The organism is Nonomuraea sp. NPDC004580 (assembly GCF_040609855.1).
GTDB classification, from domain to species: domain Bacteria; phylum Actinomycetota; class Actinomycetes; order Streptosporangiales; family Streptosporangiaceae; genus Nonomuraea; species Nonomuraea salmonea.
Window position 1 is genome coordinate 18,632 of the sequence record NZ_JBEXLH010000009.1, and the last position, 24,004, is coordinate 42,635.

The 24,004-nt window shown below is 70.8% G+C and carries 30 protein-coding genes and 1 pseudogene; 10 read left to right on the plus strand and 21 right to left on the minus strand.

What is annotated here, in order from left to right:
• Positions 1-101 precede the first annotated feature (101 nt).
• The 10 genes from ABZW11_RS12420 to ABZW11_RS12465 all read right to left on the minus strand — a co-directional run bounded on the left by ABZW11_RS12420 (position 102) and on the right by ABZW11_RS12465 (position 11,878).
• Positions 102-239 (minus strand): hypothetical protein, encoded by a 138-nt coding sequence (locus ABZW11_RS12420; RefSeq protein ID WP_355415894.1) that lies wholly within the window; start codon positions 237-239, stop codon positions 102-104.
• The gene (locus tag ABZW11_RS12425; protein WP_355415585.1) at positions 230-1,450 is read right to left on the minus strand and encodes a magnesium and cobalt transport protein CorA; all 1,221 of its coding nucleotides are present in this window, start codon (positions 1,448-1,450) and stop codon (positions 230-232) included. The genes ABZW11_RS12420 and ABZW11_RS12425 overlap by 10 nt, the downstream gene beginning before the upstream one ends.
• 70 nt (positions 1,451-1,520) lie before the next feature.
• Positions 1,521-2,237, minus strand: a complete 717-nt coding sequence (locus tag ABZW11_RS12430) for a tyrosine-protein phosphatase (protein ID WP_355415587.1) — start codon at positions 2,235-2,237, stop codon at positions 1,521-1,523.
• Between the two features lie 114 nt (positions 2,238-2,351).
• A complete protein-coding gene (locus tag ABZW11_RS12435) occupies positions 2,352-3,977 on the minus strand; it encodes a beta-N-acetylhexosaminidase (protein WP_355415589.1) in 1,626 nt (541 codons plus the stop codon).
• 13 nt (positions 3,978-3,990) lie between these two features.
• Positions 3,991-5,925 carry an NPCBM/NEW2 domain-containing protein gene (locus ABZW11_RS12440; RefSeq protein ID WP_355415591.1) on the minus strand — a complete coding sequence of 645 codons (1,935 nt, stop codon included), beginning with the start codon at positions 5,923-5,925 and terminating at the stop codon, positions 3,991-3,993.
• Positions 5,926-5,935: 10 nt separating this feature from the next.
• Entirely contained in the window at positions 5,936-7,480 is a 1,545-nt protein-coding gene (locus ABZW11_RS12445; RefSeq protein WP_355415593.1) for an alkaline phosphatase D family protein, read from the minus strand.
• 8 nt (positions 7,481-7,488) lie between these two features.
• Positions 7,489-8,796 (minus strand): sugar ABC transporter substrate-binding protein, encoded by a 1,308-nt coding sequence (locus tag ABZW11_RS12450; protein ID WP_355415595.1) that lies wholly within the window; start codon positions 8,794-8,796, stop codon positions 7,489-7,491.
• Between the two features lie 13 nt (positions 8,797-8,809).
• Positions 8,810-9,619 carry a carbohydrate ABC transporter permease gene (locus ABZW11_RS12455; protein WP_355415597.1) on the minus strand — a complete coding sequence of 270 codons (810 nt, stop codon included), beginning with the start codon at positions 9,617-9,619 and terminating at the stop codon, positions 8,810-8,812.
• Between the two features lie 7 nt (positions 9,620-9,626).
• A complete protein-coding gene (locus ABZW11_RS12460; protein WP_355415599.1) occupies positions 9,627-10,568 on the minus strand; it encodes a sugar ABC transporter permease in 942 nt (313 codons plus the stop codon).
• On the minus strand, positions 10,565-11,878 hold the full coding sequence (locus tag ABZW11_RS12465) for a glycoside hydrolase family 36 protein (protein WP_355415601.1): 1,314 nt from the start codon (positions 11,876-11,878) through the stop codon (positions 10,565-10,567). Before ABZW11_RS12465 ends, ABZW11_RS12460 begins: the two co-directional genes overlap by 4 nt.
• A gap of 171 nt (positions 11,879-12,049) precedes the next feature.
• On the opposite strand from ABZW11_RS12465, the gene ABZW11_RS12470 reads away from it, so the two are divergent.
• Positions 12,050-13,204, plus strand: coding sequence for an ROK family protein (locus ABZW11_RS12470; protein WP_355415603.1), 1,155 nt, complete (start codon positions 12,050-12,052; stop codon positions 13,202-13,204).
• 257 nt (positions 13,205-13,461) lie between these two features.
• On the opposite strand, the gene ABZW11_RS12475 is transcribed toward ABZW11_RS12470, so the two are convergent.
• Complete coding sequence (locus ABZW11_RS12475) at positions 13,462-13,758, minus strand: TetR/AcrR family transcriptional regulator C-terminal domain-containing protein (RefSeq protein ID WP_355415605.1); 297 nt, start codon at positions 13,756-13,758, stop codon at positions 13,462-13,464.
• Here ABZW11_RS12475 and ABZW11_RS12480 point away from each other — a divergent pair.
• Complete coding sequence (locus ABZW11_RS12480) at positions 13,741-14,058, plus strand: dihydrofolate reductase family protein (RefSeq protein ID WP_355415607.1); 318 nt, start codon at positions 13,741-13,743, stop codon at positions 14,056-14,058. The two genes, ABZW11_RS12475 and ABZW11_RS12480, sit on opposite strands and share 18 nt — an antisense overlap.
• A 47-nt stretch (positions 14,059-14,105) precedes the next feature.
• Here the strand turns inward: ABZW11_RS12480 and ABZW11_RS12485 are convergent, their stop codons facing one another.
• Together ABZW11_RS12485 and ABZW11_RS12490 are read right to left on the minus strand one after the other, a co-directional pair.
• A complete protein-coding gene (locus ABZW11_RS12485; RefSeq protein ID WP_355415609.1) occupies positions 14,106-14,477 on the minus strand; it encodes a hypothetical protein in 372 nt (123 codons plus the stop codon).
• A 46-nt stretch (positions 14,478-14,523) separates the two neighbouring features.
• A complete protein-coding gene (locus tag ABZW11_RS12490) occupies positions 14,524-14,700 on the minus strand; it encodes a hypothetical protein (protein WP_355415611.1) in 177 nt (58 codons plus the stop codon).
• 89 nt (positions 14,701-14,789) lie between these two features.
• Between ABZW11_RS12490 and ABZW11_RS12495 the strand changes: the two genes are divergently transcribed.
• Together ABZW11_RS12495 and ABZW11_RS12500 are read left to right on the plus strand one after the other, a co-directional pair.
• The gene (locus ABZW11_RS12495; protein WP_355415613.1) at positions 14,790-15,422 is read left to right on the plus strand and encodes a helix-turn-helix domain-containing protein; all 633 of its coding nucleotides are present in this window, start codon (positions 14,790-14,792) and stop codon (positions 15,420-15,422) included.
• 2 nt (positions 15,423-15,424) lie between these two features.
• Positions 15,425-15,865, plus strand: a complete 441-nt coding sequence (locus ABZW11_RS12500; protein WP_355415615.1) for a thioesterase family protein — start codon at positions 15,425-15,427, stop codon at positions 15,863-15,865.
• A 167-nt stretch (positions 15,866-16,032) separates the two neighbouring features.
• Here ABZW11_RS12500 and ABZW11_RS12505 read toward each other — a convergent pair whose 3' ends face one another.
• The 8 genes and pseudogenes from ABZW11_RS12505 to rpmG all read right to left on the minus strand — a co-directional run bounded on the left by ABZW11_RS12505 (position 16,033) and on the right by rpmG (position 18,914).
• Positions 16,033-16,290 (minus strand): hypothetical protein, encoded by a 258-nt coding sequence (locus tag ABZW11_RS12505; protein ID WP_355415617.1) that lies wholly within the window; start codon positions 16,288-16,290, stop codon positions 16,033-16,035.
• A gap of 237 nt (positions 16,291-16,527) precedes the next feature.
• Entirely contained in the window at positions 16,528-16,686 is a 159-nt protein-coding gene (locus ABZW11_RS12510; protein WP_355415619.1) for a hypothetical protein, read from the minus strand.
• Positions 16,683-16,865: a hypothetical protein gene (locus ABZW11_RS12515; protein ID WP_355415621.1), complete on the minus strand. Its 183-nt coding sequence runs from the start codon at positions 16,863-16,865 to the stop codon at positions 16,683-16,685. The genes ABZW11_RS12510 and ABZW11_RS12515 overlap by 4 nt, the downstream gene beginning before the upstream one ends.
• A gap of 938 nt (positions 16,866-17,803) precedes the next feature.
• A pseudogene (rpmF, locus tag ABZW11_RS12520) lies at positions 17,804-17,970 on the minus strand (50S ribosomal protein L32).
• Between the two features lie 2 nt (positions 17,971-17,972).
• Positions 17,973-18,272 (minus strand): 30S ribosomal protein S14, encoded by a 300-nt coding sequence (gene rpsN, locus ABZW11_RS12525; protein ID WP_345408646.1) that lies wholly within the window; start codon positions 18,270-18,272, stop codon positions 17,973-17,975.
• Positions 18,272-18,508 carry a 50S ribosomal protein L28 gene (rpmB, locus tag ABZW11_RS12530; RefSeq protein WP_355415623.1) on the minus strand — a complete coding sequence of 79 codons (237 nt, stop codon included), beginning with the start codon at positions 18,506-18,508 and terminating at the stop codon, positions 18,272-18,274. The genes rpsN and rpmB overlap by 1 nt, the downstream gene beginning before the upstream one ends.
• Complete coding sequence (locus ABZW11_RS12535; protein WP_355415625.1) at positions 18,508-18,753, minus strand: type B 50S ribosomal protein L31; 246 nt, start codon at positions 18,751-18,753, stop codon at positions 18,508-18,510. The genes rpmB and ABZW11_RS12535 overlap by 1 nt, the downstream gene beginning before the upstream one ends.
• Complete coding sequence (gene rpmG, locus ABZW11_RS12540; RefSeq protein ID WP_355415627.1) at positions 18,750-18,914, minus strand: 50S ribosomal protein L33; 165 nt, start codon at positions 18,912-18,914, stop codon at positions 18,750-18,752. Before rpmG ends, ABZW11_RS12535 begins: the two co-directional genes overlap by 4 nt.
• An 88-nt stretch (positions 18,915-19,002) precedes the next feature.
• Between rpmG and ABZW11_RS12545 the strand changes: the two genes are divergently transcribed.
• The 6 genes from ABZW11_RS12545 (at position 19,003) to ABZW11_RS12570 (ending at position 24,004) form a co-directional block, all read left to right on the plus strand.
• Positions 19,003-20,022, plus strand: coding sequence for a GTP-binding protein (locus ABZW11_RS12545; protein ID WP_355415629.1), 1,020 nt, complete (start codon positions 19,003-19,005; stop codon positions 20,020-20,022).
• On the plus strand, positions 20,019-20,756 hold the full coding sequence (locus tag ABZW11_RS12550; RefSeq protein ID WP_355415631.1) for a methyltransferase: 738 nt from the start codon (positions 20,019-20,021) through the stop codon (positions 20,754-20,756). Before ABZW11_RS12545 ends, ABZW11_RS12550 begins: the two co-directional genes overlap by 4 nt.
• Entirely contained in the window at positions 20,753-20,992 is a 240-nt protein-coding gene (locus tag ABZW11_RS12555) for a transcriptional repressor (protein WP_355415633.1), read from the plus strand. The genes ABZW11_RS12550 and ABZW11_RS12555 overlap by 4 nt, the downstream gene beginning before the upstream one ends.
• Before the next feature lie 170 nt (positions 20,993-21,162).
• Positions 21,163-22,182, plus strand: coding sequence for an iron ABC transporter permease (locus ABZW11_RS12560; RefSeq protein ID WP_355415635.1), 1,020 nt, complete (start codon positions 21,163-21,165; stop codon positions 22,180-22,182).
• Complete coding sequence (locus ABZW11_RS12565) at positions 22,179-22,997, plus strand: ABC transporter ATP-binding protein (protein ID WP_355415637.1); 819 nt, start codon at positions 22,179-22,181, stop codon at positions 22,995-22,997. The genes ABZW11_RS12560 and ABZW11_RS12565 overlap by 4 nt, the downstream gene beginning before the upstream one ends.
• Positions 22,994-24,004, plus strand: a complete 1,011-nt coding sequence (locus tag ABZW11_RS12570) for an ABC transporter substrate-binding protein (RefSeq protein WP_355415639.1) — start codon at positions 22,994-22,996, stop codon at positions 24,002-24,004. The genes ABZW11_RS12565 and ABZW11_RS12570 overlap by 4 nt, the downstream gene beginning before the upstream one ends.

Consider the following 24,004-nt stretch of genomic DNA (forward strand, 5'->3'; position numbering starts at 1 on the left):
CTCAAGCTCATTCAGGCCGCCGACTACGACGTCAAGAAGGCCGAGACCGGCATCATCTACATCGCAACGATCGGCGGCCGGGCGAGTGCCGAGCCTCGACCTCATGGCGTGGAGCCGGCGCCGCGCGGGTCGAGCAGGATGAGCACGCTCAGCAAGACGATCCACGCGACGACGGCGGCCACCAGCAGCCTGGCGGTGGAGTACCGGCGGCGCAGCTTGTCGAAGAGATTCACAGCCATCCGCTCCTGCGCAGCAGCCGGTACACGATGATCACGGCGATCACCATGACGGTCAGGCTGAACGGGTAGCCCAGCAGCCAGTGCAGCTCGGGCATGTAGTCGAAGTTCATGCCGTAGATGCCGGCGATCATCGTGGGCACGGCGATGAGGGCCGCCCACGAGGAGATCTTGCGCATGTCGGCGTTCTGCTGCATCGCCGCCTGGCTCTGCTCCCGCCCCACCAGCGCCAGGTGTGCGCTCAGCACGCTGGTCAGCAGCTCGTTGCGCTCATCCACCGCTGCGTCCACCCGCAGCAGGTGGTCCAGCACGTCGCGGAAGCGCTCCCGGTTGACCGAGCACAGCTCCACCCGGCCCTTGACGATGTCCTCCAGCACCGGGATCAGCGGATCCTGCGCGGTGCGGAACTCCAGCACCTCCCGCTTGAGCCGGTAGATGTCCTCGGTGACGTCGCCGCGCTCGCCGCTGAACACCCGGCGCTCCAGCGCGATCAGATCGCTCTCCACCTCGTGGCTGATGCGGCCATAGGCATCGACGACCTCATCACAGATCGCGTACAGCACGCCGGCGGGCCCGGAGGCCAGCAGCTCGGGATCGGCCTCCAGCCGGCGGCGCACCGCGGCCAGCGGAGCCGCCTGGCCATGCCGGACGCTGATCACGAAATCCTTGCTCAGGAACAAGTTGATCTCGCCGACCTCGACATCGGAGCTCTCCTTGTCATACAGCAGCGGCTTGAGCACCACGAACAGCGTGTCGTCGTAGCGCTCCAGCTTGGCCCGCTGGTGGGCATGGATGGCATCCTCGACCGCCAGCGGATGCAACTGCACCTCGCCGGTGATCAGGTCGAACTCCTCCTGCGTGGGATCGTGCAGGCCGATCCATAAGAAGCAGTCGCCCCGGGCCCGCGCGGCGCCGAAGGCGTCGCTGATATCGCCGGTGATCGTCTCGCGTACACCGTTGCAGTAGATCGCCTGGTCCACAATCACAGGCCGTATTGTCGCGTACCCGAACAACCGACCGGTGTCGCCGAACGGGTAGCGCACCCAGCCCAGGCCCATCGGGGGGACGTTCGGGGTCCGCATGTCGTACGACACCTGCTGAATCAGCGCGGTCGACTCCGCCGACAGGACACGGGTGCCGGAGGGGGACACGCCGCCCGCCAGGTGCGTACGTCCGAAGGCGAGCAGGTCGGCGATGGGGCGTCCGTCGTGCACGAATGGCGAAGAACCCTGCCGGGAAGCGCTCCCCTGCATCATCACTGTCAGTGGGCAGGCGGCCGTGGTGTCAGGGGTCGGTGGTCAGGCGGGTTCGGAGCAGGGCCAGGTCCGCGGGGGGCAGGCCGCCCTCCCGCAGGTACGCGGCGGCGCCGCCGTACCGGTCGTCCAGGTGGGCGAGGGTGGCGAGCATCGTGCCGGCGCCGACCTCGGCGAACAGCCGGCGGGACCTGGCCCGCTCCGCCTCGCCGGGCAGCGCGGCGAGGTGGGCGTCGAGGCTCATGCGGGCGGCGGTCTCGGCGTAGTCCGCGGCGACGTCGGCCGCCGCCACCCCGGCCAGGGTGAGCGTCAGCGCGATGGCCAGCCCGGTCCTGTCCTTGCCGGAGTGGCAGTGCACCAGGGTGGCGCCTGGCGGTGCGTGGGCGATGGCGGAGACGACGGCGGCCAAGCTGCGGGCGCCGTGGTCGAGGATGCGCCGGTAGATGCCGGCCAGCGTGTCGGCCATCTCCTCCAGCACGGCGTCCTCCTCCCGCAGGACCGGCAGGTGGCGCCAGGTGATCCGCGGCTCGGACGGCCCCGGATCGGCGGCGCGTTCGGCCTTCGACCGCAGGTCCACGACCAGCCGTACGCCGTGGCCGAGCATCGCGGCCACGCTCGCCTGCCGCGGCCGGTCGCCCCGCACCAGCGCGCCAGGCCGGATCCGGCCGCCCCCGGCGACGGGCAGCCCGCCCAAGTCCCGCACGTTGTCGCATTCGGGCCAGCGCAGCGTGCGTCCCGCGCGGTTCACGGCAGGTCCCGCACATTGGGGCGCCCGGACCGGCGCAGCGTGCGTCCCGCGCGGTTCACGGGAGGTCCCGCACATTGGGGCGCCCGGACCGGCGCAGCGTGCGTCCCGCGCTGCTCACGCGAGGTCCCGCAGGTTGCTGGTCCAGGCGGCGAGCTGGGCCTGCCACTTCGCGGGGTCCTCGGGACGCCCGGGCACGCCGGGGCGCGTCTGCCACGGGAGCGGCCCCTCCTCGCGCCGGTACTCCACGCCCACCGCCTCCAGCCGCCGCAGGTGCGCCGCCAGGCGACTCCGGAAGTCGGCCAGGTCCCGTTCTGCGGGGCTCCAGACCGTCTCGGCGAAGGCCGCGAGCCGGGGAAACGCCATGTAGTCGACCTGCCGGCCGTTGTCGATCAGCTCGGTCCAGATCCCGCACTGCGCGCCCAGGACGTGCCGGGCCGCCGGGTCTCCCCGCAGGTCGGCCGGGATCGGCTCGAAGGCGTAGACGTCGTCCACGGTCAGCACCGTGCCGAACGGCACCGGCTCGTCCTCCCCCGGTCCCTGCCGGTAGTCGAGGTAGAGCTCGGTGTTGGAGCAGTTGATCACGTCGTGGCCGCGCCGGGCCGCCGCCACCGCGCCCAGGTCGCCCCGCCAGGAGGCCACGACGGAGCCGGGGGCCAGGCCGCCCTCCAGGATCTCGTCCCAGCCCACCAGCCGGCGCCCGCGCCCGGTCAGGAACGCGTCGAACTGGTGGACGAACCAGCTCTGCAGCTCCTCCTCGTCCCGCAGGCCGAGCTCGGCGATGCGGCGCTGCGCCGCCGGGCTGGCCCGCCACTGGTCCTTGCGGCACTCGTCGCCGCCGACGCACACGTACGGGCTGGGGAACAGCTCCAGCACCTCCTCCAGCACCTCGCGGAAGAAGGTGATCGTGGCGTCCTCGACGTTGAGCACGTTCTCGCCGATCCCCCAGGTCGTGCCCACCTCCAAGGGGGTGCCGAGGTTGCCCAGCTCGGGATGGGCGGCGATGGCGGCCTGGGTGTGGCCGGGCAGGTCGATCTCGGGGACGACGGTGACGTGCCGGCGGGCGGCGTAGGCGACGATCTCCCTGATGTCGTCCTGGGTGTAGTAGCCGCCGTGGGGGCGTCCGTCCATGGGGCCGTTCCAGCCGGTCTGGCTCTCCCGGCGCCAGGCGCCGACCTCGGTGAGCCGGGGGTGGCGGCGGATCTCGACGCGCCAGCCCTGGTCGTCGGTGAGGTGCAGGTGCAGCACGTTCAGCTTGTGCATGGCCAGCAGGTCGATGAAGCGCAGCACCTCGTGCTTGGGCATGAAGTGGCGGGCCACGTCGAGCAGGCAGCCGCGCCAGCCGAAGCGCGGCGCGTCCTCGACGTGCGCGCCGGGCGCGGTGAGCGTGGTGAGCGCGGTGAGCGGGCCGGCCGCCGCCTTTCGAAAGGCGGCGGGCGGCAGCAGTTGCAGGAACGACTGCGCGCCGTAGAACGCCCCCGCCGCCCCGCCCGCGACGATCCTGACCCCGTCCTCCCCGACGGTCAGCCGGTAGGCCTCCGGGGCCAGGTCACCCAGAGTCAGATTGATCGTGTCCGGGCCCTGCCCGCCCGGCAGCAGCTCCCCTCCGGTGAGGGGGCCGAGCGCGCCGCGCAACCAGGCGGCCACCTCGCCGAGGGCCGGGACGGCCGTCAGCGAGGTGTCCCGGTCGAGGACGAACCGGCCGGGCCTGCGCCTGAAGGTGATGGGCTTGGGAACGATCATTAAGGGCAACTCCTTACGAGCAGGTGATGACGGCGTCGGCGAAGTCGGCGTGGTCGGAGGAGGCGTTGTCGCCGCCGTTGGTCGCGACCAGCCGGACGAACCGGGCGCCCTCGATGCGGGCGGTGACCGTGCGGGCGGGCATGGCGCCGGTGAGCACGCCCGAGTGCGCCACCCGGCCCCCGTCCGCCCAGACCTCGAAATCGGCCGAGCCGGCCGAGCCGACCTCGTCGTCGATCCCGGCCTTGAACTCCACGGTGGAGCAGCGGGCGGCGGTGTAGTACTCGATGTCAGCGGGTGCGTGTGCGCCGAGGCCCTTGGCGTATCGGACGCCGTCGATGGTGATCGGGCGGCCGTCGCCGGCGGCCCGCTCGCCGTTGCTGGTGTCCTTCTCGACCGGTCCGAAGTAGTTTTTGGCGCTGGTCCAGGCCACGTCGCTCAGGTACGTGCGGCCCTGGCCCGGCGCGCGCGCCACGGTGACGACGGCCACGGCGCTCTGCCCGCCCTGGGTGAAGGTGAGCTCGTGGTTCTTCGGCTCGGCCGCCGCGGGCGGGGTGACCGCCCAGGTGACGGTGAACGTGTCGCCGGCGTCGAGCCGGGCCTTCTTCGCCGGGGTGCGCGCCGCGACCTGCCACCCTTCGGGGACGGCGGCCGTGACCTCGACGTCGCGCAGCCGTCCCGTCGCGCCGGTGTTCGTGACCCGGGTGACCAGGTCGGCGCTCTTGCCGGGCTCCAGCACCGAGGGCCGGTCGTCGCCGAGGAAAGCGGGCGGGTCGGCCTCGAACGTCACCAGGGGCGGCGCCTGCTCGCGGCTCTCCGAGACCCGGTAGAGCAGGGCCGCGTGTGCGGGCACCTGGGCCGCCAGCTCGCCCTTGGAGGAGGCGACGGCACCGGTCCACAGGTTCTCCACGCGGTAGCGGGAGCGGCCGAGCGAGGTGGAGATCGTGGCCGCCCGGTCGCTCTCGTTGAACAGCGCGATCGCCCGGTCGCCGTTCGCCAGCGGCTTGGCCAGCACGTGGTACCAGCCGTCGCTGCGGACGAGCGTGCCGTGGGCGCCCAGCGGATCCTGGTCGACCGCGATCACCTTGGGGTTGGCGACGATCGCGGGCGGTGCCTTGGCCGGGTCGGCCTGGAGGATCAGCGGGGCCGCCCCCATGGCCCAGAGCGTGAACTGGGTGCGGTACTCGGTCTCGGTCATCCCGCCGCGCCCGGCCTGGATCAGGTCGGGATCGGCCCAGCTCCCCCGGCCGGCGTACTCGGCTCTGAGCTGGTTGGTCTCCCAGATGTCGACCATGCTCGCGTACGCGTCAGGGATGGGCCGGTTGTAGACGTTGGTCCGCCAGGTGGTGGCGGCGTCCTTGCCCCACAACCAGGGCACGGTGCTGCCGTCCTCGTTGTTCATGGCGAACACGACGCCGTCGCCGAGGGCCTGGCGCATGCGGGGGTAGAGGGTCTGGGCGATCTGCTGGACGTTCTGGCCGGGGAAGTCGGCGGTCGGCACCGAGCACCAGTCGTACTTGACGTAGTCGGCGCCCCAGCCCTTGACCTGCTCCGCGTCGGCGGCCTCGTTCCGGTACGAGCCGGGGCCGCCACCCGAGCACGCCTTCGTGCCGGCCGACAGGCTGAGGCCCAGCTTGAGCCCCTTGCCGTGGACGTAGTCGGCCAGGGCGCGCATGCCGCCGGGAAAGCGCGCCGGGTCGGGGGCCAGAGCCCCGCCCGTGCGCTGGGCGGCCAGCCAGCAGTCGTCGAGGATGACGTACCGGTAGCCGAGCGGCGCCAGCGGGGTGAGCGCGTCGGCGGCCTGGCGTACCGACGACTCCGAGACCGAGCAGCCGAGCGTGCGGCTGCTCCAGCCCATCGGCGGGGTCTGCGCGGCGTCCGCGGCGCCGGCTAAGGGAACGAACGGCACGGCGAGGAAGGCCGCCGCGACGGCGGCCGTGAACTTACGCATGGGGCTCCCGTCAGCCTGGGTGGAGTTCCGGGCGGCCCGGCTCGATGACGAAGGAGCCGGAGGTGTAGGCAGGGGCGTAGGGCTCGGTGACCCGGGACAGCGAGCGGAAGTCGACCTTCATCTCCCGATCGGTGATCCGGGTGCGGACGTAGCCGCGCCGGCCGTTGAAGAACTTCACGTGCGGGTTCTCCTCCAGCAGGATCCGGGTGTCCGGGTACTCATCGAGGCCGTTGCCCGCGCTGGTGACCGAGGTGGTGACCAGCTCGACGGCGACCGACTTGGACTCGGGGTCCCGGTAGTCGCGCTTGACCTCGCCGGCCCAGTGCGAGTGCACGTCGCCGGTGAGCACGACCGCGTTGCGCTTGTAGGCGTCGATGGCGGCGGTCAGCCGGTCGCGGGAGGCGACGTAGCCGTCCCAGCCCTCGTTGGAATAGCCCTTGCCGGGGCCGTTGGTCCAGTCCATCTCCATGAAGAAGACCTGCTGGCCGAGCAGGTCCCAGGTGGCCTCGGACCGCCTGAGCTCGCCGTCGAGCCAGCGCTCCTGCTCCTGGCCGAGGATGGTGCGGTTGGGCTCGAAGCGCTGCACGCAGTCGGGGCCGATCGTGCCGCTCCTGCCGCTGCAGGCGTACAGGTCGCGGTACTGGCGGGTGTCGAGCAGGTGCAGGTTGGCGACCGAACCCCAGCGAATCGACCGGTGCAGCCTGAGCGCCGCCCCGTCCGGCTTCTGGGCGCGGCGCAGCGGCATGTTCTCGTAGTACGCCTGGAACGCCGCGGCGCGCCGCTGGAGGAAGGGCGGGTCGGGCTGCTCGGGAACGTCGCCGGCCCAGGCGTTCTCGATGTCGTGGTCGTCCCAGACCACGACCCAGGGGGCGATCGCGTGCGCGAGCCGCGACTCGGGGTCGGCCTTGTGCTGGGCATGGCGTACGCGGTATCCGGCCAGGTCGAGGCACTCGCCGCCGGCCTGGTCGCGGACGGGGTACTTGTAGTCGCCGTACTCGTAGATGTAGTCGCCGAGGAAGGCGATGAGGTCGGGCTGGTCCTCGGCCATCCTGCGGTAGGGGGTGAACCAGCCGGTCTGGTAGTCGGCGCAGGAGGTGAAGGAGAGGTTCAGCGCAGTGCCGCGGGTGCCGGGGGCGGGGGCGGTGAGGGTGCGGCCGACGGGGCTGATCTCGCCCTCGGCCTTGAAGCGGTAGAAGTACTCGGTGCCAGGGGCGAGACCGTCGAGCTCGACGTGCACGCTGTGGGCCTCGTCGCGGCGGGCGAGGGCCGCGCCGCGCCGTACGACATGTCGGAAATTTTCATCTTTGGCAAGTTGCCACTGGACGGAGACCGCGCGGTCCGGCATGCCGCCGAAGCCGTCGAGCGCGACCGGGTCCATGGCCAGGCGGGTCCATAACACCACGCCGTCGGGCGTGGGCTCGCCGGAGGCGACGCCGAGCTGGAAGGGGTCGGAGACGGGGGCGCGCCGGACCGCCGCGCGCACGGGTGAGGCACCCAGTGCGGCGGACGTTCCCAGGCTGACGCCCCCGGCGAACAACGCGCGCCGGGTGATCATGTTCTTCCTTACTTGATGGAGGCGTTGCCCTCGGACACGGCCTGGTCTGCGGCCTGCTGCGGGCTGAGCTTGCCGAGGTACATCTCGTTGAAGATCTGGTTCAGCTTGGTCTCGAAGCCGGTGAAGCCGGTGGTGATCGGCAGCGGGAACGTGGTGCCCTCCGACTCCTCCAGGAACGGCGAGACGTCGAGCTTCTTCGCCTTCCAGTAGTCGACGTAGCCCTGCGCCAGGCCAGTGATGGCGGGGAAGACGTAGCCGCCGTCGGCCATCATCTTCTGCGGTTGCTCGGTGCCGAGCCAGGCGGCCAGCTTCATGGCCTCCTCGGGGTGCTTGCTCTTGGCGTAGACGGCCTCGGCGAGCCCGTTGAGGTTGACCGCGCGGCCGGCCGGGCCCTCGGGCATGAGGGCGACGCCGACCTCGAAGGTGGCCTCAGGGGCGACGAACGGCAGCAGCGCGTTGTTCGCCGGGAACATCGCGACCTTGCCCGCCTTGAACATGTCGGTGACGTTGCCGGTCGGCGGGTTGGTCTGCGTGGCCGGGGGCGAGACGTGGTGCTTGTTGACCAGGTCCACGCCGAACTGCAGTGCCTGCACCGAGGCCGCGTCGTTGAAGGTGTACGTCCCGAAGGGCTTGTCCACGAGCTTGCCGCCGTTGGAGCCGATCCAGTTCATCCACTGCGTCTGGTAGTGGTTCCAGGACGCGAATCCGTACGTCTCGACCTTGGCGGGGTCGAACCCGGCCTCGCCGGGGTGTTTGCCGGCCTCGTCCACGGTGAGCTTGCGGGCCGTGTCGAGCAGAGTGCCGGAGCCGTCGGCGGCCCAGGTGAGCGTGTCCGGCATCTCCACGCCGGCCTTGGCGAACAGGTCCTTGTTGTAGAGCAGGCCGACGATGCCCCAGTCCTTGGGCACGCCGTACAGCTTGCCGTCGTAGGTGAACGACTGGACGACGGTCTGGTGGTACTTGGCCGTGTCGCCCACCTGGACGGGGGCGAGCACGCCCTTGGTGACGTACTCGGGGAACTGGGTGGGGGTCATCCAGAACACGTCCGGCCCGGTGCCGGCGACCGCGTCGGCGGTGAGCTTGGTCCAGTACTGCTCGTACGGCAGCAGCTCGATCGTGACGTCGATGCCCGGGTTGGCCTGCTCGAAGGCCGCCATGACCTTCTCGTAGCCGGCCTTCTGCTGCTCGTCCCAGAGCCGGTACGTCAACGTGACCTTCTCCGCCTCACCGCCGCCGCCCGTGCCGCAGGCGGTGAGGGTGAGCAGGGCGGCGCCGAGCAGCGCTCCGGCCCAGCGAATCGGGGGGTTGTGCGACATTCGCTGACCTCTTCTACTTGAGGCCGGTGAGAGCCACCGACCTGACGATGTGCTTCTGGAAGAAGATGAAGACGGCCACCATGGGGGCGAGCGCGATGAGGCTGCCGGCCATCATGAGGTTGTAGTCCACGCCGATGCCCGACTTGAGGGTCGCGATCGCGACGGTGATCACCTTGGTCTCGTCGCCGCTGGTGATGATGAGCGGCCACAGGAAGCTGTTCCAGGAGGAGATCACGGTGATGATCGCCAGCGTGCCGAGTGCCGGGCGGCAGAGCGGCAGCATGATGCGCACGAGGATCGCCAGCGGTCCTGCCCCGTCGATCCGCGCGGCCTCCTCCAGCCCGGCGGGCAGGCCCTTGAAGAACTGGCGCATCAGGAAGATGCCGTACGGGGTGCCGAGGATGTAGGGGGCGAGCAGGCCGTACCAGGTGTTGACCAGCCCGAGCTCCCGCATGATGAGGAACAGCGGGATCATGGTGACGGCGCTGGGCACCATCATGGTGGCGACGTACAGCCAGAACAGCACGTCCCTGCCCCTGAAGCGCAGCCGCGCGAACGCGTAGGCGGCGAAGGTGGTGAAGACGAGCTGCCCCGCCGTCAGCGCCAGCGTCATCAGAGCCGTGTTGAGCACGTAGCGGGGGAAGTCGCCGGCCAGCATCTCGGTCAGGTTGCTCGCGGTCGGCGGCAGCGGCGGCAGCCAGGGGGCGGTGGAGCTGAGCTGGGCCCGCGTCTTGACGGCCGTCAGCACCACGAGCAGGTAGGGGAAGACCGAGACGAACGCGCCGGCGGCGAGCACGAGGTAGAGCAGAACGCGCTTGGTCATGTGAGCCTCAGCTAAGGTCATAGGTCGTGCGCTTGCTGAAGAACCTGACCTGCGCCAGCGTCACCACCAGGATGATCAGGAAGAGCAGCATCGACAGCGTGGAGGCGTAGCCGAAGTCGAACTGCTTGAAGGCCGTCTCGAAGATCCGGAAGTTGATGACCTCGGTGCTGCGGCTCGGCCCGCCGGCCGTCATCGCGTAGACCGTGTCGAACACCTGGAAGGCCCCGATCAGGTTCGTCACGGTGACGAAGAACATCGTGGGGTTGAGCAGCGGTAACGTCACCCGCCAGAACCGCTGCGCCGGGGTGGCGCCGTCAGTCGAGGCGGCGTCGTGCAGCTCCTTCGGGATGCTCTGCAGGCCGGCCAGGAAGAACAGCATGTTGTAGCCGGTGTGCTGCCAGACGCTGACCAGCGCGATGGCGGGCAGCGCCCACGCGGGGTCGGACAGCCAGTCGGGGCCGGTGACGCCGACGAGCGCGAGCGCGCTGTTGAGTGCGCCGTCGCGGGGGTCGAAGATCCAGTTCCAGATCAGGCCGAGCACGATCGGCGTGGCCATCCACGGCACCACGTACAGCGACCGGAAGAACCTGAGGCCCTTGACGGGCCGGTTGAGCAGCATCGCCATGGCCAGCGCGAGCACGGTCTGCAGCGGGATGCAGAGCAGGACGTAGCCGACGGTCACGAGCAGCGAGTGCCAGGTCTCGCCGTCCCCGAGCAGCCTCCGGTAGTTGTCCAGGCCGACGAACTCGGGGGCGGACAGCAGCTCCCACTCGAACAGGCTGAGCACGAGCACGATCACCATCGGCAGCAGCAAGAACGCCACCACGCCGAACAGGCTGGGCCCGATGAACAGGTAGGCGTGCCATCCGGCCGACCGCCGGCGCGGCTTCGGGCCCCCGCGCTCGACGCGCTCGCGCGAGGCGACGTCGGGCAGGGTGCCGCTGGTCACGACGGGTCCGTGGTGGTGGGCACCATGAGCCGCCTGGTCGTCTCCAGGCCCCAGTCGTCCAGCGCGGCGATCGGGTCGCTGGCGCCGCGCAGGCCGCCGGTCGCCTCGATGTGGGCCGCCCATTGCTGCCTGGCCTCCACCTCCGGCCGCACGATGATGCAGTCGGGGTCGTTGACCCACCAGCGGGCGTGCAGGAACTCGCGGGCCGCGCCGGTGAGCCGCGCGCCGAGCTGCGACGGCTGGCTGATGTCGCCCGACTTGGGGTGCAGGGTGGGCGCGACGTCGGGGCTGACCCGCATGATGTCGACCAGCCCGATGCTGGGCAGCATCGGCGCGCCGCACCCGTGCAGGGTGGCGTCGCCGCCCGCGCCCTCGCGGATCAGCTCCAGGCCCCTGCGGTACGCCGTGATCGGATCGACGTCCTCGTGCCGGGTTCCGGCCAGGGCGCCGGCGTAGAGGTAGTCGAGCTTGAAGTGGCTGATGCCCATCGCGGCGAACGTGCGGAAGACGTTCACCACGTGCTCGGCCGCCCCGGGGTGGGTGACGTCCAGCACCGCGAGCTCCTGGTCCCACATGCGGCCGGCGTATGCGCCGCCGACCAGCCATTCCGGGTGCTCCCTGAAGATCCGGCCGCGGTGGCCGACCAGGAACGGCGCGGTCCAGATGCCGGTCCGCCGGCCGGCGGCGGTCACGGCGTCCACGGCGCGTGCCAGCGAGCCGAAGCCCGGCCGCGGCTCCAGCCAGTCGCCGATCTCCGCCTCGTAGCCGTCGTCGATGAGGAACATGTCCGCGCCGAGGCCGAGCCGCTCGGACAGCTCCAGGTTCTCGATCACGTCCGCGTCGGTGACCTTGTCCCAGTAGCCGTACCAGGTGCACCACATGGGCGGGACCGCCGGGAAGGAGGCCGGGGCGTGCCCGGCGGCGACGGTGGTGGCCCACTCGCGCAGGGCGGCGCCGAGATCGCCTCCGGCGCGGTGGTGGCGGACCGGGCCGTTCGCGGAGATCACCAGGCGGTCCTGGCCCGCGCGCCGCGCCCTGATCGAGGGCACGTGAAGCGGGTCCGGCGCGGACCACAGCTCGACGGACCCGTCGCCCGGGTCGACGGCCAGCAGCCCCTCGCCCTGGAAGACGCCCGCGGGGACCGGCGTCTCGGGCCGGTAGCAGAGGATCTGGATCGTCTCGTCGGCGGGGCGCGGCGGGCTGTCGTCCAGACGGTAGGCGCCGGTGGGGCTCCACGACTGCCAGCCGTGCTCGAACACCCGCGCCTCATCGGGACGACACCTGACCTCGCCGATGTCAGTGAAGGACATCAGTCCTCATTTCCACTCAACTTACGAAGGAGCGCTTCATTAGTAGCACCGGGCTTGTCCGATGGTCAATGGCCTGATTTCCCGTTGATCCTGCGACGACTGAGCTATGACCATGGCCCGGCTGCTGGCATAATCAGGGCCTTAAGGAGGAGGCCTACATTAAGGAGGGTGATGGCGGACCTACGCGGTGGCGACCTGTCCCGGCTGCGGCAGCTCAACTCCCTGACCGCCATCAGGGCGATGCGCGGGGCGGGGCCGCTCACCCTGTCCGCGCTGGCCGAACGCACCGGCCTGTCGCGCCCCTCCATGAAGGAGGTCGCCGACGAGCTCATGAAGCTGGGCTGGGTGGAGGAGGTGCCGCCGAGCCCCGGCAGCATGGGCAGGCCCGCCCGCCGCTACCGCTTCCGCGCCGACAGCGGCTACCTGGTGGGCGTCGACATAGGGGGTTACAACATCCGGGCCGCCCTGTCCGACCTCGACGGCGTGATCCTGGCGGAGACCCGGCAGCCCGTACAGCTCGACGCCACTCTGGAGGAACGCCTGGCCGCGATCCAACGCGCGGTCTCCGGCTGCCTCGCGCTCAGCCGTACGGCGATCGAGGACGTGTGGACCATCGCCTTCGGCACCATCGGCGTGATCGACGTCGAGGGGCGGGTCGTCTACTCGGCGGCGGTGCCCGCCTGGCGCGATCTCGACCTGGCCGGCAAACTGCGCGAGATCTTCCCCTGCCCGGTTCTGATCGAGAACGACAGCCGGCTCGCCGCCATGGCCGAGCACCGCCGCGGCGCGGCCCGGGGCGCCAAGGACGTCGTGTTCCTCCACGTCGGCAGGCGGACGGGCGCGGGCCTGATCATCGGCGGGAAGGTGCACAGGGGGTACGGCGCGGCGTCGGGCGAGATCTCCATGCTGCCCGAGGCCCGCTGGTTCGACGCCCCCGAACACCTCAACACCTGCGCGTCCGTCCCGGAGGGCACCCCGCCGGAGGACGCGGCGGGCTACACGCTCGCCGCCGCCAGGAACGGCGACCCGGTGGCGCTGGAGGCGGTCGGCCGCTACATCGACGACCTCGTGGTCGGCACCGCCGCCATGGTCCTCCTGCTCGATCCGGAGCTCGTGGTTCTGGGGGGCGGCTTCTCCCGCTCCGCCGACGTGCTGCTCGGGCCGCTGCGTGACCGGCTGGAGCGCAGATGCATGCGCATGCCCGAGGTGCGCGCCTCCACCCTGGGCGACGAGTGCGTGGTGACCGGCGCGATCGACTACGCCGTCGACCACCTCGACGACCAGCTCTTCACCCCCGACCGGGGCCCGCTCCCGGTGATCCGCTGACCGAGCGGCCTCGCGGCCGAGGTCGTCATCGGCGCGGCGGGCCGGCCGCCGGCCAGGGTCGTTGCAAGAGCGGCCGGCTCGGGACAGGCGGCGGTGAGGTCCTGCGCCGCCTGCGAAGGGGTCGCGCTCAAGGACCGCCGCGAGCTGGTGAGATCGCCTACCAGCTCGGGCGGGGGCAGGCCGCCATCGGCCGCCCCGGCGACTTCGTGCCCCTGACCAGCGACGTCCCGCAAGAACCCGACGACGACGAACCGGGCCTACTCATCTACGACCATCGCACCCGCAACCGGCTCGGTCGCCGCCCGCCGATCTCCGAGGCCAGCGCCGAAGCTGATCACCCAGCAGAAGAAGACGGCCCCGTCCCCGGCTATGGGCAACGCGGAAGCGATCATGCCGAGGAACTGTGCGGATACCAGATCCGGATCGTCGATGTCGGCGCTTCCTGCGGAGTGCGCCTCCCGCAGATAGCGCCCCAGCGCCTGCAGCACAGGCACCGTGCCGAAGTCGAAGGTCCGCTCGCGCAGTTCGGGGAAGTGGTGCGATTCGGCGATCACGGTTCGTATCAGAGCGACCATGCGAGGACGAGTCAACAGTTCGTCGACGACATCAACGAGGCCGTCAGGCTGGCCACGCAGGCGGCCGGAGACGGCTGGGTCAGCCTGCTCGGAGGAACCATCTCACGACAGTGCCTGCGACTCGGTCTCGTCGACGAGCTCCACCTGGACGTTGCGCCGGTCCTGCTCGGCGACGGCATCTCGCTGTTCGCGGGCCTTGGGCGGCACATCGAGCTTGAGCGCCTCGACACATCAGCCTTCGCGAGTGAGGCTCACCTTCGCTACCGAGTCCTCCGTTAGCCGGAATTGCAGCTCCTCCGAGCTATCGAGTCCGCCACGAGCCCTCGTCATTTGTCCGAGCCCCGCCCGCCCCCGACCCCAAGCGGGTTCCGGAACCCGCGTCCCGCGCTTGCCCAGACCGCCACGCCTCCCGGCGCGGAGGACACCTCCACATGCTTGCGCACCGTGACTGTGGAGATCTCGCCCGTCGTCTCATCGACGACGTCTTCCTCGACCGCGCCCTTCTCGCCGCTGAGCTCGCTGGTGCGGGTGGCATTGGCGTCGCACGAACTCCAGCGCCTCCAGGAGCCTGCGGTCCGCGCTGACGGCTCCAGCACGAGCACGCCGGCCAGGCGCAGCAGCAGCCCACGATAGAAGCGGTCCAGCAGCGGCAGGTGGTTGTCGCCGTGGAGGGCGGCCGGCGCCTCGTGCTCGGCCACCAGGTCGGCCAGGCCGCGGTTGCGTTCAGCTGGCCCGCGACCACGACTACCGCGCCGAGCCGGCCGCCTGGACGATGCCCTGCCTCGCTCCGATGCCCTGCCTCGTTCCGATGGCCTCCCCGTGCCCCGCCGCCCCGTGGCCGAACCGGCAACCGGAGAGCAGAGCGGTGAGTGCGGCGGTCGCGAGCAGGTAGACGCTGGTGGCGGCCAGCAGGGCCCGCATGGGCTCCGGATGTGTGCGGGGCCGGCTCTCACCACCGGCCAGGGAGCGCCAACTATACAAACGATCGGTCGTTAAGATAGTTTGGGCGCATGACACAAGACGGCCGGCGGCTGCGCGGGTTGCGCAGCCGCGAGGCGATCCTGGAACAGGCGGTGGGCCTGGCCTCGGTCGAGGGGTTGGACGGCCTCTCGCTGGGGCGGCTGGCGACGGCAACCGGCACCAGCAAGTCCGGATTTTTTGCTCATTGGCGCGACAAGGAGCAACTACAGCTCGATGCCGTGGACTGGGCCGCCCGCCAATGGGCTGAGCGGGTGGTGGCGCCCGCCATGCGGGCTCCGGCCGGGGTGCGGCGGCTGTTCGCGTTGCACGAGGCGCGGCTGACGTTCTACGGCGAGGGCGTGCTTCCCGGCGGGTGCTTCTTCTTCACCGTCCAGGCCGAGTTCGACGACCGCCCCGGCGCGGTGCGCGATCGGCTCGCGCGCGCCATGCGCGAGTGGCAGGAGTTCATCCGGCGGCTGGTGGCGCAGGCCATCGCAGCGGGCGAGCTGGCGGAAAGCGCGGATGTGGCGCAGCTCGCGTACGAGATCGACGCCCTCGGAGAGATGGTGATCATCCACTCCCGCCTGCACGACGGGGCGGCCTCCCTCGTTCACGCTCGCCGCGCCGTGCTGCAACGCCTGCGAGCGCTCTGCCCCGACCCGACGCTTCTCCCGGAGGATTGATCATGACTGACGACGGCGTGTACGAACCGGTCCAGGTGCATTTCGACGATATCGATGCGATGGGCCTGTTGCACAACTCCCGGTACGCCTTGCTGGTCGAGCGGGCGATCAGCACGTACTGGCAGCGCCTGGGCTGGGCGCCGGACCCGGCCAGGTCGGCGTTCAAGGACGTTTTCCTGGCCGTACGCGAGTTCAAGGTGACCTACCACGTGCCCATCGCGGGGACGGGCGAGCCGCTGGTGCACTTCTGGATCGAGCGCATGGGCCGCACCAGCGGCGTCTACGGCTTCCGCGTGCTGTCGGCCGATCGCGCGGTGGCGCACGCCGAGGGCTATCGCGTCAACGTCAATCTGGACCCGGCCACCTTGCGGCCCGCGCCGTTCAGCGACGAGCTGCGGGCCGCCGCCGAACCCCTGCTCCGCCGAACGGCGGCGGCATGCTGAGGTCCCGCTGGATCGCCGGCCCGGCGGACGCCGGGCCGGGTCGCTGTCGGTGTGGCGTGCGCCAGACGATCTCCACCCGCACCACGGTCGCCACCGCACGTGCGGTAGCGACCGTGGTGCGGATGGAGCCTGGTGCTCCCGTGACAGGGGGCGGGGGCGTTCCGCCGTCAGGAGATCTCGTACGGGATGCTCTCGGCGAGCGTGGAGGCCCCGCCCATGCCGTAGTCCACGCGCAACCGCAGGTATCTGGCCGAGACCCCCTTCAGGTCGACGTCGTGGGGAGCCGACATGCGCGGCCACTCGACCCGCTCGACGTCCCTGAACGTCGTGCCGTCCTCGCTCACCTGCACGACGCCCCGCTCGACGGTGCCGCTCATGTCGTACGCCAGCGTGGGCTGGAACCTGACCGCGGACAGGTTCCGCACCTGTCCGAGGTCCGTGCCAGGTCCACATGCTGAAGGCGTGGACGTGCTTGCCGTCGGGCAGGCCGAGCCGGGCGCCGCCGAGGTTGAACGAGGTGATGTCGGCGTCCGCGTAGCGCGGGTAGACCTTCTCCACCTTGAGCTTGGTGTACAGCCACAAGTTGTCGCCGTTGGCGCTGTAGCCCTCCGGCGTGGTGAGCCGCACGCCGGTGAACCGCTCATCCTCCGGCCGTCCGGCGTTCAGCGCGTCGAGGTCTTCTGCCCCGACCCGTAGCCCTCGATCACGAACAGGACATCGGGGTCGACCTCGTTGACGTAGTCGATCATCTGCCGGAGATTCTCGCCCGTCTTCTCCTGGCCGCTGATCGTGCCTCCGACGAACAGGTTCCAGGACATCATCCGTACGGGGGTGCCGACCTGCTGCTGGGCAGGGTGGTGACGGAGACGTCGAGCTTCACGCTCTGCCTGCGCGCGGGCGGGACGAACGGCCGGCTGCGTACGGTCCCGGTCCGGCCGTAGAGGGTCTCCCGCGCCCATACCTGGTCGCCCCTGGTGACGGTGAGCGTGAATTCCTGCACGTGGTGCGGGCGGCCGGGCCGTGGCGACCGCCGTGCAGGTGCTGCCGGGAAGCAGCCCGTCACATGCCAGCCGGTACATCACGGGCGTGGCCGCGGCGCCGGCCGCCGCAGGTGCCGTGGTGAGCAGCCCGGTCAAGGCCAGGGCGGCGGCGAGAGGCGGGATGAATCTACGCATGGGCGTGTCCTCCTGGAAGGGGGTGTGCGTTTTCCGCAGGCGCGGGGTGTCAGGCGAGCCGCTGGGGCGCCGCGGGGCGGGAGATCGAGCCGTCGGTGGAGAAGAAATGGTCGTCCACGTGCTCCAGCGCCGAACAGGCCGCGCCGAGCGCGACGCAACGCGATACCGAGCCGCTGTGCGGCGAGGGCGGCGAGCTTGCTGTCGTTCTCGACGGTGATCGGGCAGGACAGCCGCTGCCCGAGATGGCCGATGAGATCGACCCCCGCCCAGCCGGGGCAGGGACTCGACCCGGGTGACCACACCTTCCCCGTTGACGACGCCGATGCTGCCGACGGTGACGCCCCACAGGTCGCGGGCGCTCAGTCCGGAGGCGACGAGTGCGGCCTCGACCGCCCGCCACACGGCCTCCAGCCGCTCATCGCGCGTGGTGCGCCCGTCCACCGCGACCCAGCCGCTGGAGACGGTACGGCCGGCCAGATCGGTGATCACCGCGAGGACCTTGTGCACGCCGACGTCGATGCCGAGCACATGGCCGGCGTCGGTCCGGAAGCGGTATCGCTTGGCGGACCCGGCGGTCATCCGTCCTTACGACGAGCCGCTCGCCGCGCGCGGCGGGCTTCTCGTCATGACGGGCAGCCTGTTCGACTCCGCGGTGATGAAGACGCGCCCGCGGATCCGGCTCAGTGACGGCCACCGGGCATCCTGCCGTGCCACCGCGCCCGGCTTACTGACGCACGGCGGACGGCCCGGTGGCCGAGTCATCTCACTGGACGGTGATCAAGCCCCTCTGGTAGGCGCGGACGAGGCGCCGGGCACGAGGAGCTCCCGCCCGTTCACGGTGACCGGGACGAGGTCAGGCGCCGTGGCCTTCCACTGGCTGCGGCGGTGCCGGGTGTTGCTGCGCGAGGTCTTGCGCTTGGGGACGGCCATGGCTACCAGCTCGCCTTCGTGATGCCTGGCAGCTCGCCACGGTGGGCCATCTCCCGGAACCGCACCCGGGAGAGCCCGAACTTGGTCAGGTGCCCGCGAGGGCGGCCGTCGACGGAGTCGCGGTTGCGCACGCGGGTGGCGCTGGCGTCGCGCGGCTGCCGGGACAGCTCGCGTACGGCGTCCGCCCGCTCCTGCGGCGTGCCGGTGCGGATGACCTCCTTAAGCCGCGCGCGCCGTTCGGCGTAACGCAGGACGACGGCCTTGCGCCGCTCATTGGCGGCGATCTTGCTCTTCTTCGCCATCAGATCTTCTCTCCCCTGGCGCGGATCCGGGCGACGGCCGCCTCGACGCCGATCTTGTCGATGGTCTTGATCGCGCGGGCGCTGACGGTGAGCCGGACGTAGCGGTCCTCGCGGGGCAGCCAGTAGCGGCGCTGCTGGATGTTGGGGTTCCAGCGGCGCCGGGTGCGGCGGTGGGAGTGGGAGACGTTGTTGCCGAAGACCGGCTTGACGCCGGTGAGCTGGCAGTGCGCGGACATCAGGCCCTCCCGTAGCGCTGGTTGAACCGCTCGACGCGCCCGGCGGTGTCGAGGACGCGGCTGCGGCCGGTGTAGAACGGGTGACTCGCCGACGACACGTCGACGTCCACCACCGGGTACGTGTTGCCGTCGGCCCACTCGATCGTCTTGTCGCTGCTGATCGTGGAGCGGGTGAGGAACGCGAAGTCCGCGCCGGGGTCGCGGAAGACGACCGGCCGGTACTCCGGGTGGACGCCCTTCTTCATCGCTCCTCCCGGAAGAGGACGTGCTGACGAATGGTCGGGTCGTACTTGCGCAAGGTGAGCCTGTCGGGGGTGTTCCTGCAGTTCTTCCTCGTCACGTACGTGTAGCCGGTGCCGGCCGTGGATCGGAGTTTGATCACCGGCCGCACCTCATTTCTAGCCAAAACGGTTCCTTCCCATGGACGAACTCATGCCATGATAACGACAACGGTTTTCATTATTGCACCGGCATCTGAACCTGTTGGAGGCACTGTGCCCATTCCCGTCGCCCTCGTCGGGGGCCTGTACGGCTGCGCCCGGGCCGAGGCGGTCGATCGCCTGCTGCGCCGCCATCCAGGAGCCATCGCCGTCGGTCACGGCATCACCGCGGGCCAGGCCGAGCGGATGGCCCGCGACTCCCCCGGCGCGCCGCTGCTGATCATCGACCTCGGGGACTCGGTGGAGCCGCGCCCCATGGCCGAAGCCCTGGCCCGTGCCGGCCATCTCCGCCTGGCCTGCGTGCACACGGCGCTGGACGCCGGGCACCTGCCCGTGGACATCTGTCGGGGCGACCGCCTGGCCGACACCTGCCGGACCGCGACGGCCGGCGACCAGCGGCACCTGGCCGAGGTGCTGGCCCGCCAGATCGAGTACGCCACCAGCCTGTCGCTGCACGGAGGCGACGCCGAGGACGCCGAGCTGTCGGCCGCCGTGCTCGGCCACCTGGCCCCGCACACGCCGATCGTCACCGTCCCCGACCCCACGGGCCCCACGCTGGACGTCCGCGAACTCGCCGAACGCGTCGACCCGGCCACCGCCCAGTTCCCCGCCGACGGGCGGGCCGGCGAGGTCACCACGATCGTCTGGCACCGGCTGCGCCCGCTCCACCCCGGCCGGCTGTTCGACGTCATGGACGAGCTCGTCACCACCACGGTCCGCTCTCGCGGCCGGTTCTGGCTGGCCAACCGGCACCAACGCATGCTGGCGTGGGACGCCGTGGCCGGGGTGGTCTCCGTGCGGGACGCCGGCCCATGGCTGGCGGCACTGCCCGAGGCCGCCTGGGAGCTGGTCTCCCCTGCCCGCCGGGCCGCCGCCGCCCTGGACTGGAACCCGATCATCGGCGACCGCGTCCAGCACCTGGCCTTCACCGGGCCTGACATCGACCACGACCGCATCTGCGGCCTGCTCGACTCCTGCCTCACCGATCATGGGGACCTGCTGCCGGGCGCCGCGGCGTGGGCCCGTTACGACGACCCCTTCGCCCCGGTGCTGAACCTGGAGGAGAGCACGTGAAGCCTCATGTGACCGACGAGTACGAGCGTTCCGCGGAGTTCGTGGACGTCATGCTCGCCGTGCCCTGGACAGCACTGGCCCCCACGCTGGCCGCGGCGTTGCGCGGAGCCCCCGGGCCCGTCGTGGACGTGGGCGCCGGAGGCGGCCACGGCACCCGCGTGATCGCGCGGACACTGCCGGGGGCGGAGATCCACGCCGTGGAGCCGTCGCCAGGGCTGCGCGCGGTCCTGCTCGCCAGGGTCAACGACGACCCCGACCTGCGCGACCGCGTGACCGTGCTGCCGGGCGGCCTGCTCCAGGCCACGCTCCCGCCCCGCCTGGGCACGCTGGTCGCCATGAACGTCATCGGCCACTTCGGCCCCGGCGACCGCCGTACGATCTGGCGGCTGCTGGCCGAACGCCTGCTGCCCGGCGGCCGGGCCCTGCTCAACCTCCAGCCTCCGGCCGAACCCGTCGCCGTGCCGCAGACCCGGTTCTCCGAGCTGCGCATCGGGCGGCGACGGTACGAGGGCTGGAGCCGCGCGAAACCCTCCGGGCCCGACCAGATCACCTGGCACATGACCTACCGCGCCTTTCAGGACGGGGAACCGGCCGAGGAGGTGGAGGTCGAGTACGCCTGGTGGCTCCTCGGCCCGGACCGGCTCAAGGCCGAACTCGCCGGACACGGCCTGCATGCCACGCCTACCGGCCCGACCGAGCTGGGATTGTGGTGCATCACGGGATCACCCCAGTGAGGCGTGGCCGGAACGGCAACCCCTGTGGACCTCGCGCTCTCGCCTCGATGACGGAAACCGGGCTTCTGTACTCCTTCACCCACGCCGGAGAGACCGTGTACCGGCTGTGCGGCTCCGCCAGTCACCACCATCTCGTCTGCCGCGTCTGCGGGATGGCGGCGGAACGACAGGGGAAGGGTGATCGAGTGCGGCACCTGGGCGCCGCCGTCGCCGAGGTCGCCGAGCTGAGACCCTGACTCTCCTGATCTCGGAGGGCGTCGGCCGAAATTGAATATGATAGTCATTACCGATAGCATGCCGCGTCGTGTACTTAGGTCCCTCTCAGCGTTCCTCTCCCTCTGACGATCAGACAGAGCCGCCTGGTCGCGCGCGGCGTCGCCGGGCGCGACGCACAGGGCTGCTCTGTGTGGCGCTGGCGGTCACGGCATGGGTTCTGATCGTGCTGTCCGGTGCGGTGGGATCGGTGCCGGTGAGCCTGGTGGAGGCGGCTCAGATCGTGATCGGGCATCTGGTTCCTGGGATGCCGTGGATGTCGGATGGGGCGCTGACGCCGTTGCAGGATCAGGCGGTGTGGCAGTTCCGGCTGCCGCGAACGCTGCTGGCGGCGCTGGCCGGTGCCGGGTTGGCGCTGGCGGGCGCATTGATGCAGGTCACAGTCCGCAATCCGCTCGCCGAGCCCTACATTTTGGGCGTGTCCTCAGGGGCGAGCGTCGGGGCGGTGCTCGTGATCGTGTTCGGCTCGGCCGCCTTGGGCGGGTTGTCGCTGAACGTGGCCGCGTTCGCGGGCGCCTTGGCGGCCTGTGCCGGCGTCGGGGCATTGGCGCGGAAGGACGGAGCGTTGTCGCCGATGCGGATGATTCTGGCCGGTGTCGCGTTGGGAACCCTGCTGAGCGCGGTGACGAGCTATCTGACGATCTCCACGGACGCGCAGAACGTCGTCAGCGTGCTGTTCTTCCTGCTGGGGAGCGTGTCGGCGGCGTCGATGCCGAGCCTGATCGGCCCGGCCGTCGCGCTCACGGTGGCCGGGGTGATCGCGGCGCTGCTGGCGCGGTCGCTGAACGCGCTGTTGACCGGGGACGAGTCGGCGGTCTCGCTGGGGGTGAACGCCTCCCGGTTGCGCGGGCTGCTGCTGGTGGTGGCGTCGCTGCTGACCGGCACCGTGGTCTCGGTCGCCGGCGGGATCGGGTTCGTCGGGCTGGTCATCCCGCACATCGCGCGGATCGCGGTGGGTGCGGACCATCGGCGGATGCTGCCGGTGACGGTGCTGGGCGGGGCGGTGTTCCTGATGATCGCAGACCTGCTGGCGCGTACGGTCGCGGCGCCGACGGAGGTCCCCTTGGGCATCCTCACCTCATTCGTCGGCGCTCCGTTCTTCCTGTGGCTGATGCGGCGGAACGGGGCCGAGCGTGCGGGGTTCGGCCGATGAGGGTGGAGTTCGACGACGTCACCGTCGCCCTCGGTGGCCGGGACGTGGTGCGACGGGCGTCGCTGACCGTTGAATCGGGCACGGTGGTGGGCCTGGTAGGGCCGAACGGCAGCGGAAAGTCCTCCCTGCTGCGTACGCTCTACCGCGCGCTGAAGCCACGGCAGGGCGCGGTGCGCCTCGACGGGCAGGACGTGCAGCGCCTGAGCGGCAGGCAGTCGGCGCGAGCGGTGGCGGTCATGCTCCAAGACCCGGTGACCGACTTCGACCTCAGCGTTCAGGAGACGGTGCTGCTCGGTCGCGCCCCGCACCACGCCTCCTTCGGCCGGGACACCCCGGACGACATGCGTGTCGTGGACGAGGCGATGCGCCGCGCCGAGATCACCGACCTCGGCGACCGCATGGTCGCCACCCTCTCCGGAGGTCAGCGGCAGCGTGTCATGCTCGCCCGCGCTCTCGCGCAGGAGAGCCCCGTGCTGGTGCTGGACGAACCGAGCAACCATCTCGACATCAGCCACCAGCACGAGCTGATGAGCACGGTGCGCAGCCTGGGACGCACCGTGATCGCCGCCCTGCACGACCTGAACCTCGCGACCCAGTACTGCGACCGTGTCGTCGTGCTCGCCGCCGGGCGCATCGTCGCCGCCGGGCCGCCGGCGCAGGTGCTCAGCCCTGAGCTGATCCGCACCACCTTTGGCGTGGACGTCCGCGTCCTCGGCGACCCCGATGAACCTGTCTTCGCTTTCCGCCGCCTCGATGCGAGCGGTGACCCCATCGACGTGGCCTCCACCCGAACAGAAAGCAGCACACCCACATGACGCGCGCCTCTCGCATTCCCGCACGTTCCGCCGCCATCGCCAGCGCCGCCGTGGCGTTGCTTCTCGCCGGCTGCGGCACCTCGGTGACCCCGGCCTCCCCGGGAGCCGGCGCGGCCGCCGCGGTGACGCTGGAGAACTGCGGCCGCGAGGTCGTCGTCAACGACGCTCCGAAAGCAGCCGTCGGCATGCACCCGGCGCAGACCGAGCTGCTGCTGCGTCTCGGCCTGGCCGACCGCATCGCCGGGCAGGCCCAGGCCAAGGCACAGGCACTGCCGGAGGACGTGGCGCCGCTTGCCGCCGGCATTCCGGTGATCGGCGGAGTCACCCCGCCCAGCCGTGAGGACCTGCTGGCCGTCAAGCCGGACTTCGTCTACTCGCCCACCACCTACGAGTTCACCGCCGAGCAGGGCTTCGCCAGCATCGAGCAGCTTGAGCAGGCCGGAGTCTCCGTCTACGTCGCCAACGGCGGGTGCAAAGACCGGCGTATGACCGGCGAGGTCACGGATCTGTTCACCGATCTGAAGAACATCGGCAAGATCTTCGGCGTCGACGACGCCGCCGCCGGCCTCATCGCGAAGAGCCGGGCCGAGCTCGACAAGGTCGCCAAGGCGCTCGCCGGCGTGAAGAAGCTGCGCGTCGCGCAGGTGTACGTCGACGGCACTACTCTGCAGGCCATTGGCGCCGGCGTCGAATACGACATCCTTCGCCTGGCGGGGGCCGACAACGTCTACACTCCCGAGCAGCCGGCGTTCGCGAAGTTCTTCGCCGCGACGATCACACCCGAGTCCCTCGCGGCCGAGCGGCCCGACGCGCTGGTGTTCTCGGTGTACGACGACAAGCACGAGGCCGCGACCCGCAAGTACCTCACCACTACCTTCCCGGACATGCCGGCGGTGCGCGATGACCGGCTGATCGCGGTCTCCAGCGCCGACGTGTTCCCCGGAACGCTGGGCAACGTCTCGATCGTGCGGCAGATCGCGGAGCGACTCTACCCCGACGCGTTCTGA

Coding starts and splice junctions, on each gene's coding strand:
- ABZW11_RS12420 (WP_355415894.1), bottom strand. CDS start 239: ATGGCTGTGAATCTCTTCGACAAGCTGCGCCGCCGGTACTCCACCGCC.
- ABZW11_RS12435 (WP_355415589.1), bottom strand. CDS start 3,977: ATGATCGTTCCCAAGCCCATCACCTTCAGGCGCAGGCCCGGCCGGTTC.
- ABZW11_RS12440 (WP_355415591.1), bottom strand. CDS start 5,925: ATGCGTAAGTTCACGGCCGCCGTCGCGGCGGCCTTCCTCGCCGTGCCG.
- ABZW11_RS12445 (WP_355415593.1), bottom strand. CDS start 7,480: ATGATCACCCGGCGCGCGTTGTTCGCCGGGGGCGTCAGCCTGGGAACG.
- ABZW11_RS12450 (WP_355415595.1), bottom strand. CDS start 8,796: ATGTCGCACAACCCCCCGATTCGCTGGGCCGGAGCGCTGCTCGGCGCC.
- ABZW11_RS12455 (WP_355415597.1), bottom strand. CDS start 9,619: ATGACCAAGCGCGTTCTGCTCTACCTCGTGCTCGCCGCCGGCGCGTTC.
- ABZW11_RS12465 (WP_355415601.1), bottom strand. CDS start 11,878: ATGTCCTTCACTGACATCGGCGAGGTCAGGTGTCGTCCCGATGAGGCG.
- ABZW11_RS12470 (WP_355415603.1), top strand. CDS start 12,050: ATGGCGGACCTACGCGGTGGCGACCTGTCCCGGCTGCGGCAGCTCAAC.
- ABZW11_RS12490 (WP_355415611.1), bottom strand. CDS start 14,700: ATGCGGGCCCTGCTGGCCGCCACCAGCGTCTACCTGCTCGCGACCGCC.
- ABZW11_RS12495 (WP_355415613.1), top strand. CDS start 14,790: ATGACACAAGACGGCCGGCGGCTGCGCGGGTTGCGCAGCCGCGAGGCG.
- ABZW11_RS12500 (WP_355415615.1), top strand. CDS start 15,425: ATGACTGACGACGGCGTGTACGAACCGGTCCAGGTGCATTTCGACGAT.
- ABZW11_RS12510 (WP_355415619.1), bottom strand. CDS start 16,686: ATGATGTCCTGGAACCTGTTCGTCGGAGGCACGATCAGCGGCCAGGAG.
- rpsN (WP_345408646.1), bottom strand. CDS start 18,272: ATGGCGAAGAAGAGCAAGATCGCCGCCAATGAGCGGCGCAAGGCCGTC.
- rpmB (WP_355415623.1), bottom strand. CDS start 18,508: ATGTCCGCGCACTGCCAGCTCACCGGCGTCAAGCCGGTCTTCGGCAAC.
- ABZW11_RS12535 (WP_355415625.1), bottom strand. CDS start 18,753: ATGAAGAAGGGCGTCCACCCGGAGTACCGGCCGGTCGTCTTCCGCGAC.
- ABZW11_RS12565 (WP_355415637.1), top strand. CDS start 22,179: ATGAGGGTGGAGTTCGACGACGTCACCGTCGCCCTCGGTGGCCGGGAC.
- ABZW11_RS12570 (WP_355415639.1), top strand. CDS start 22,994: ATGACGCGCGCCTCTCGCATTCCCGCACGTTCCGCCGCCATCGCCAGC.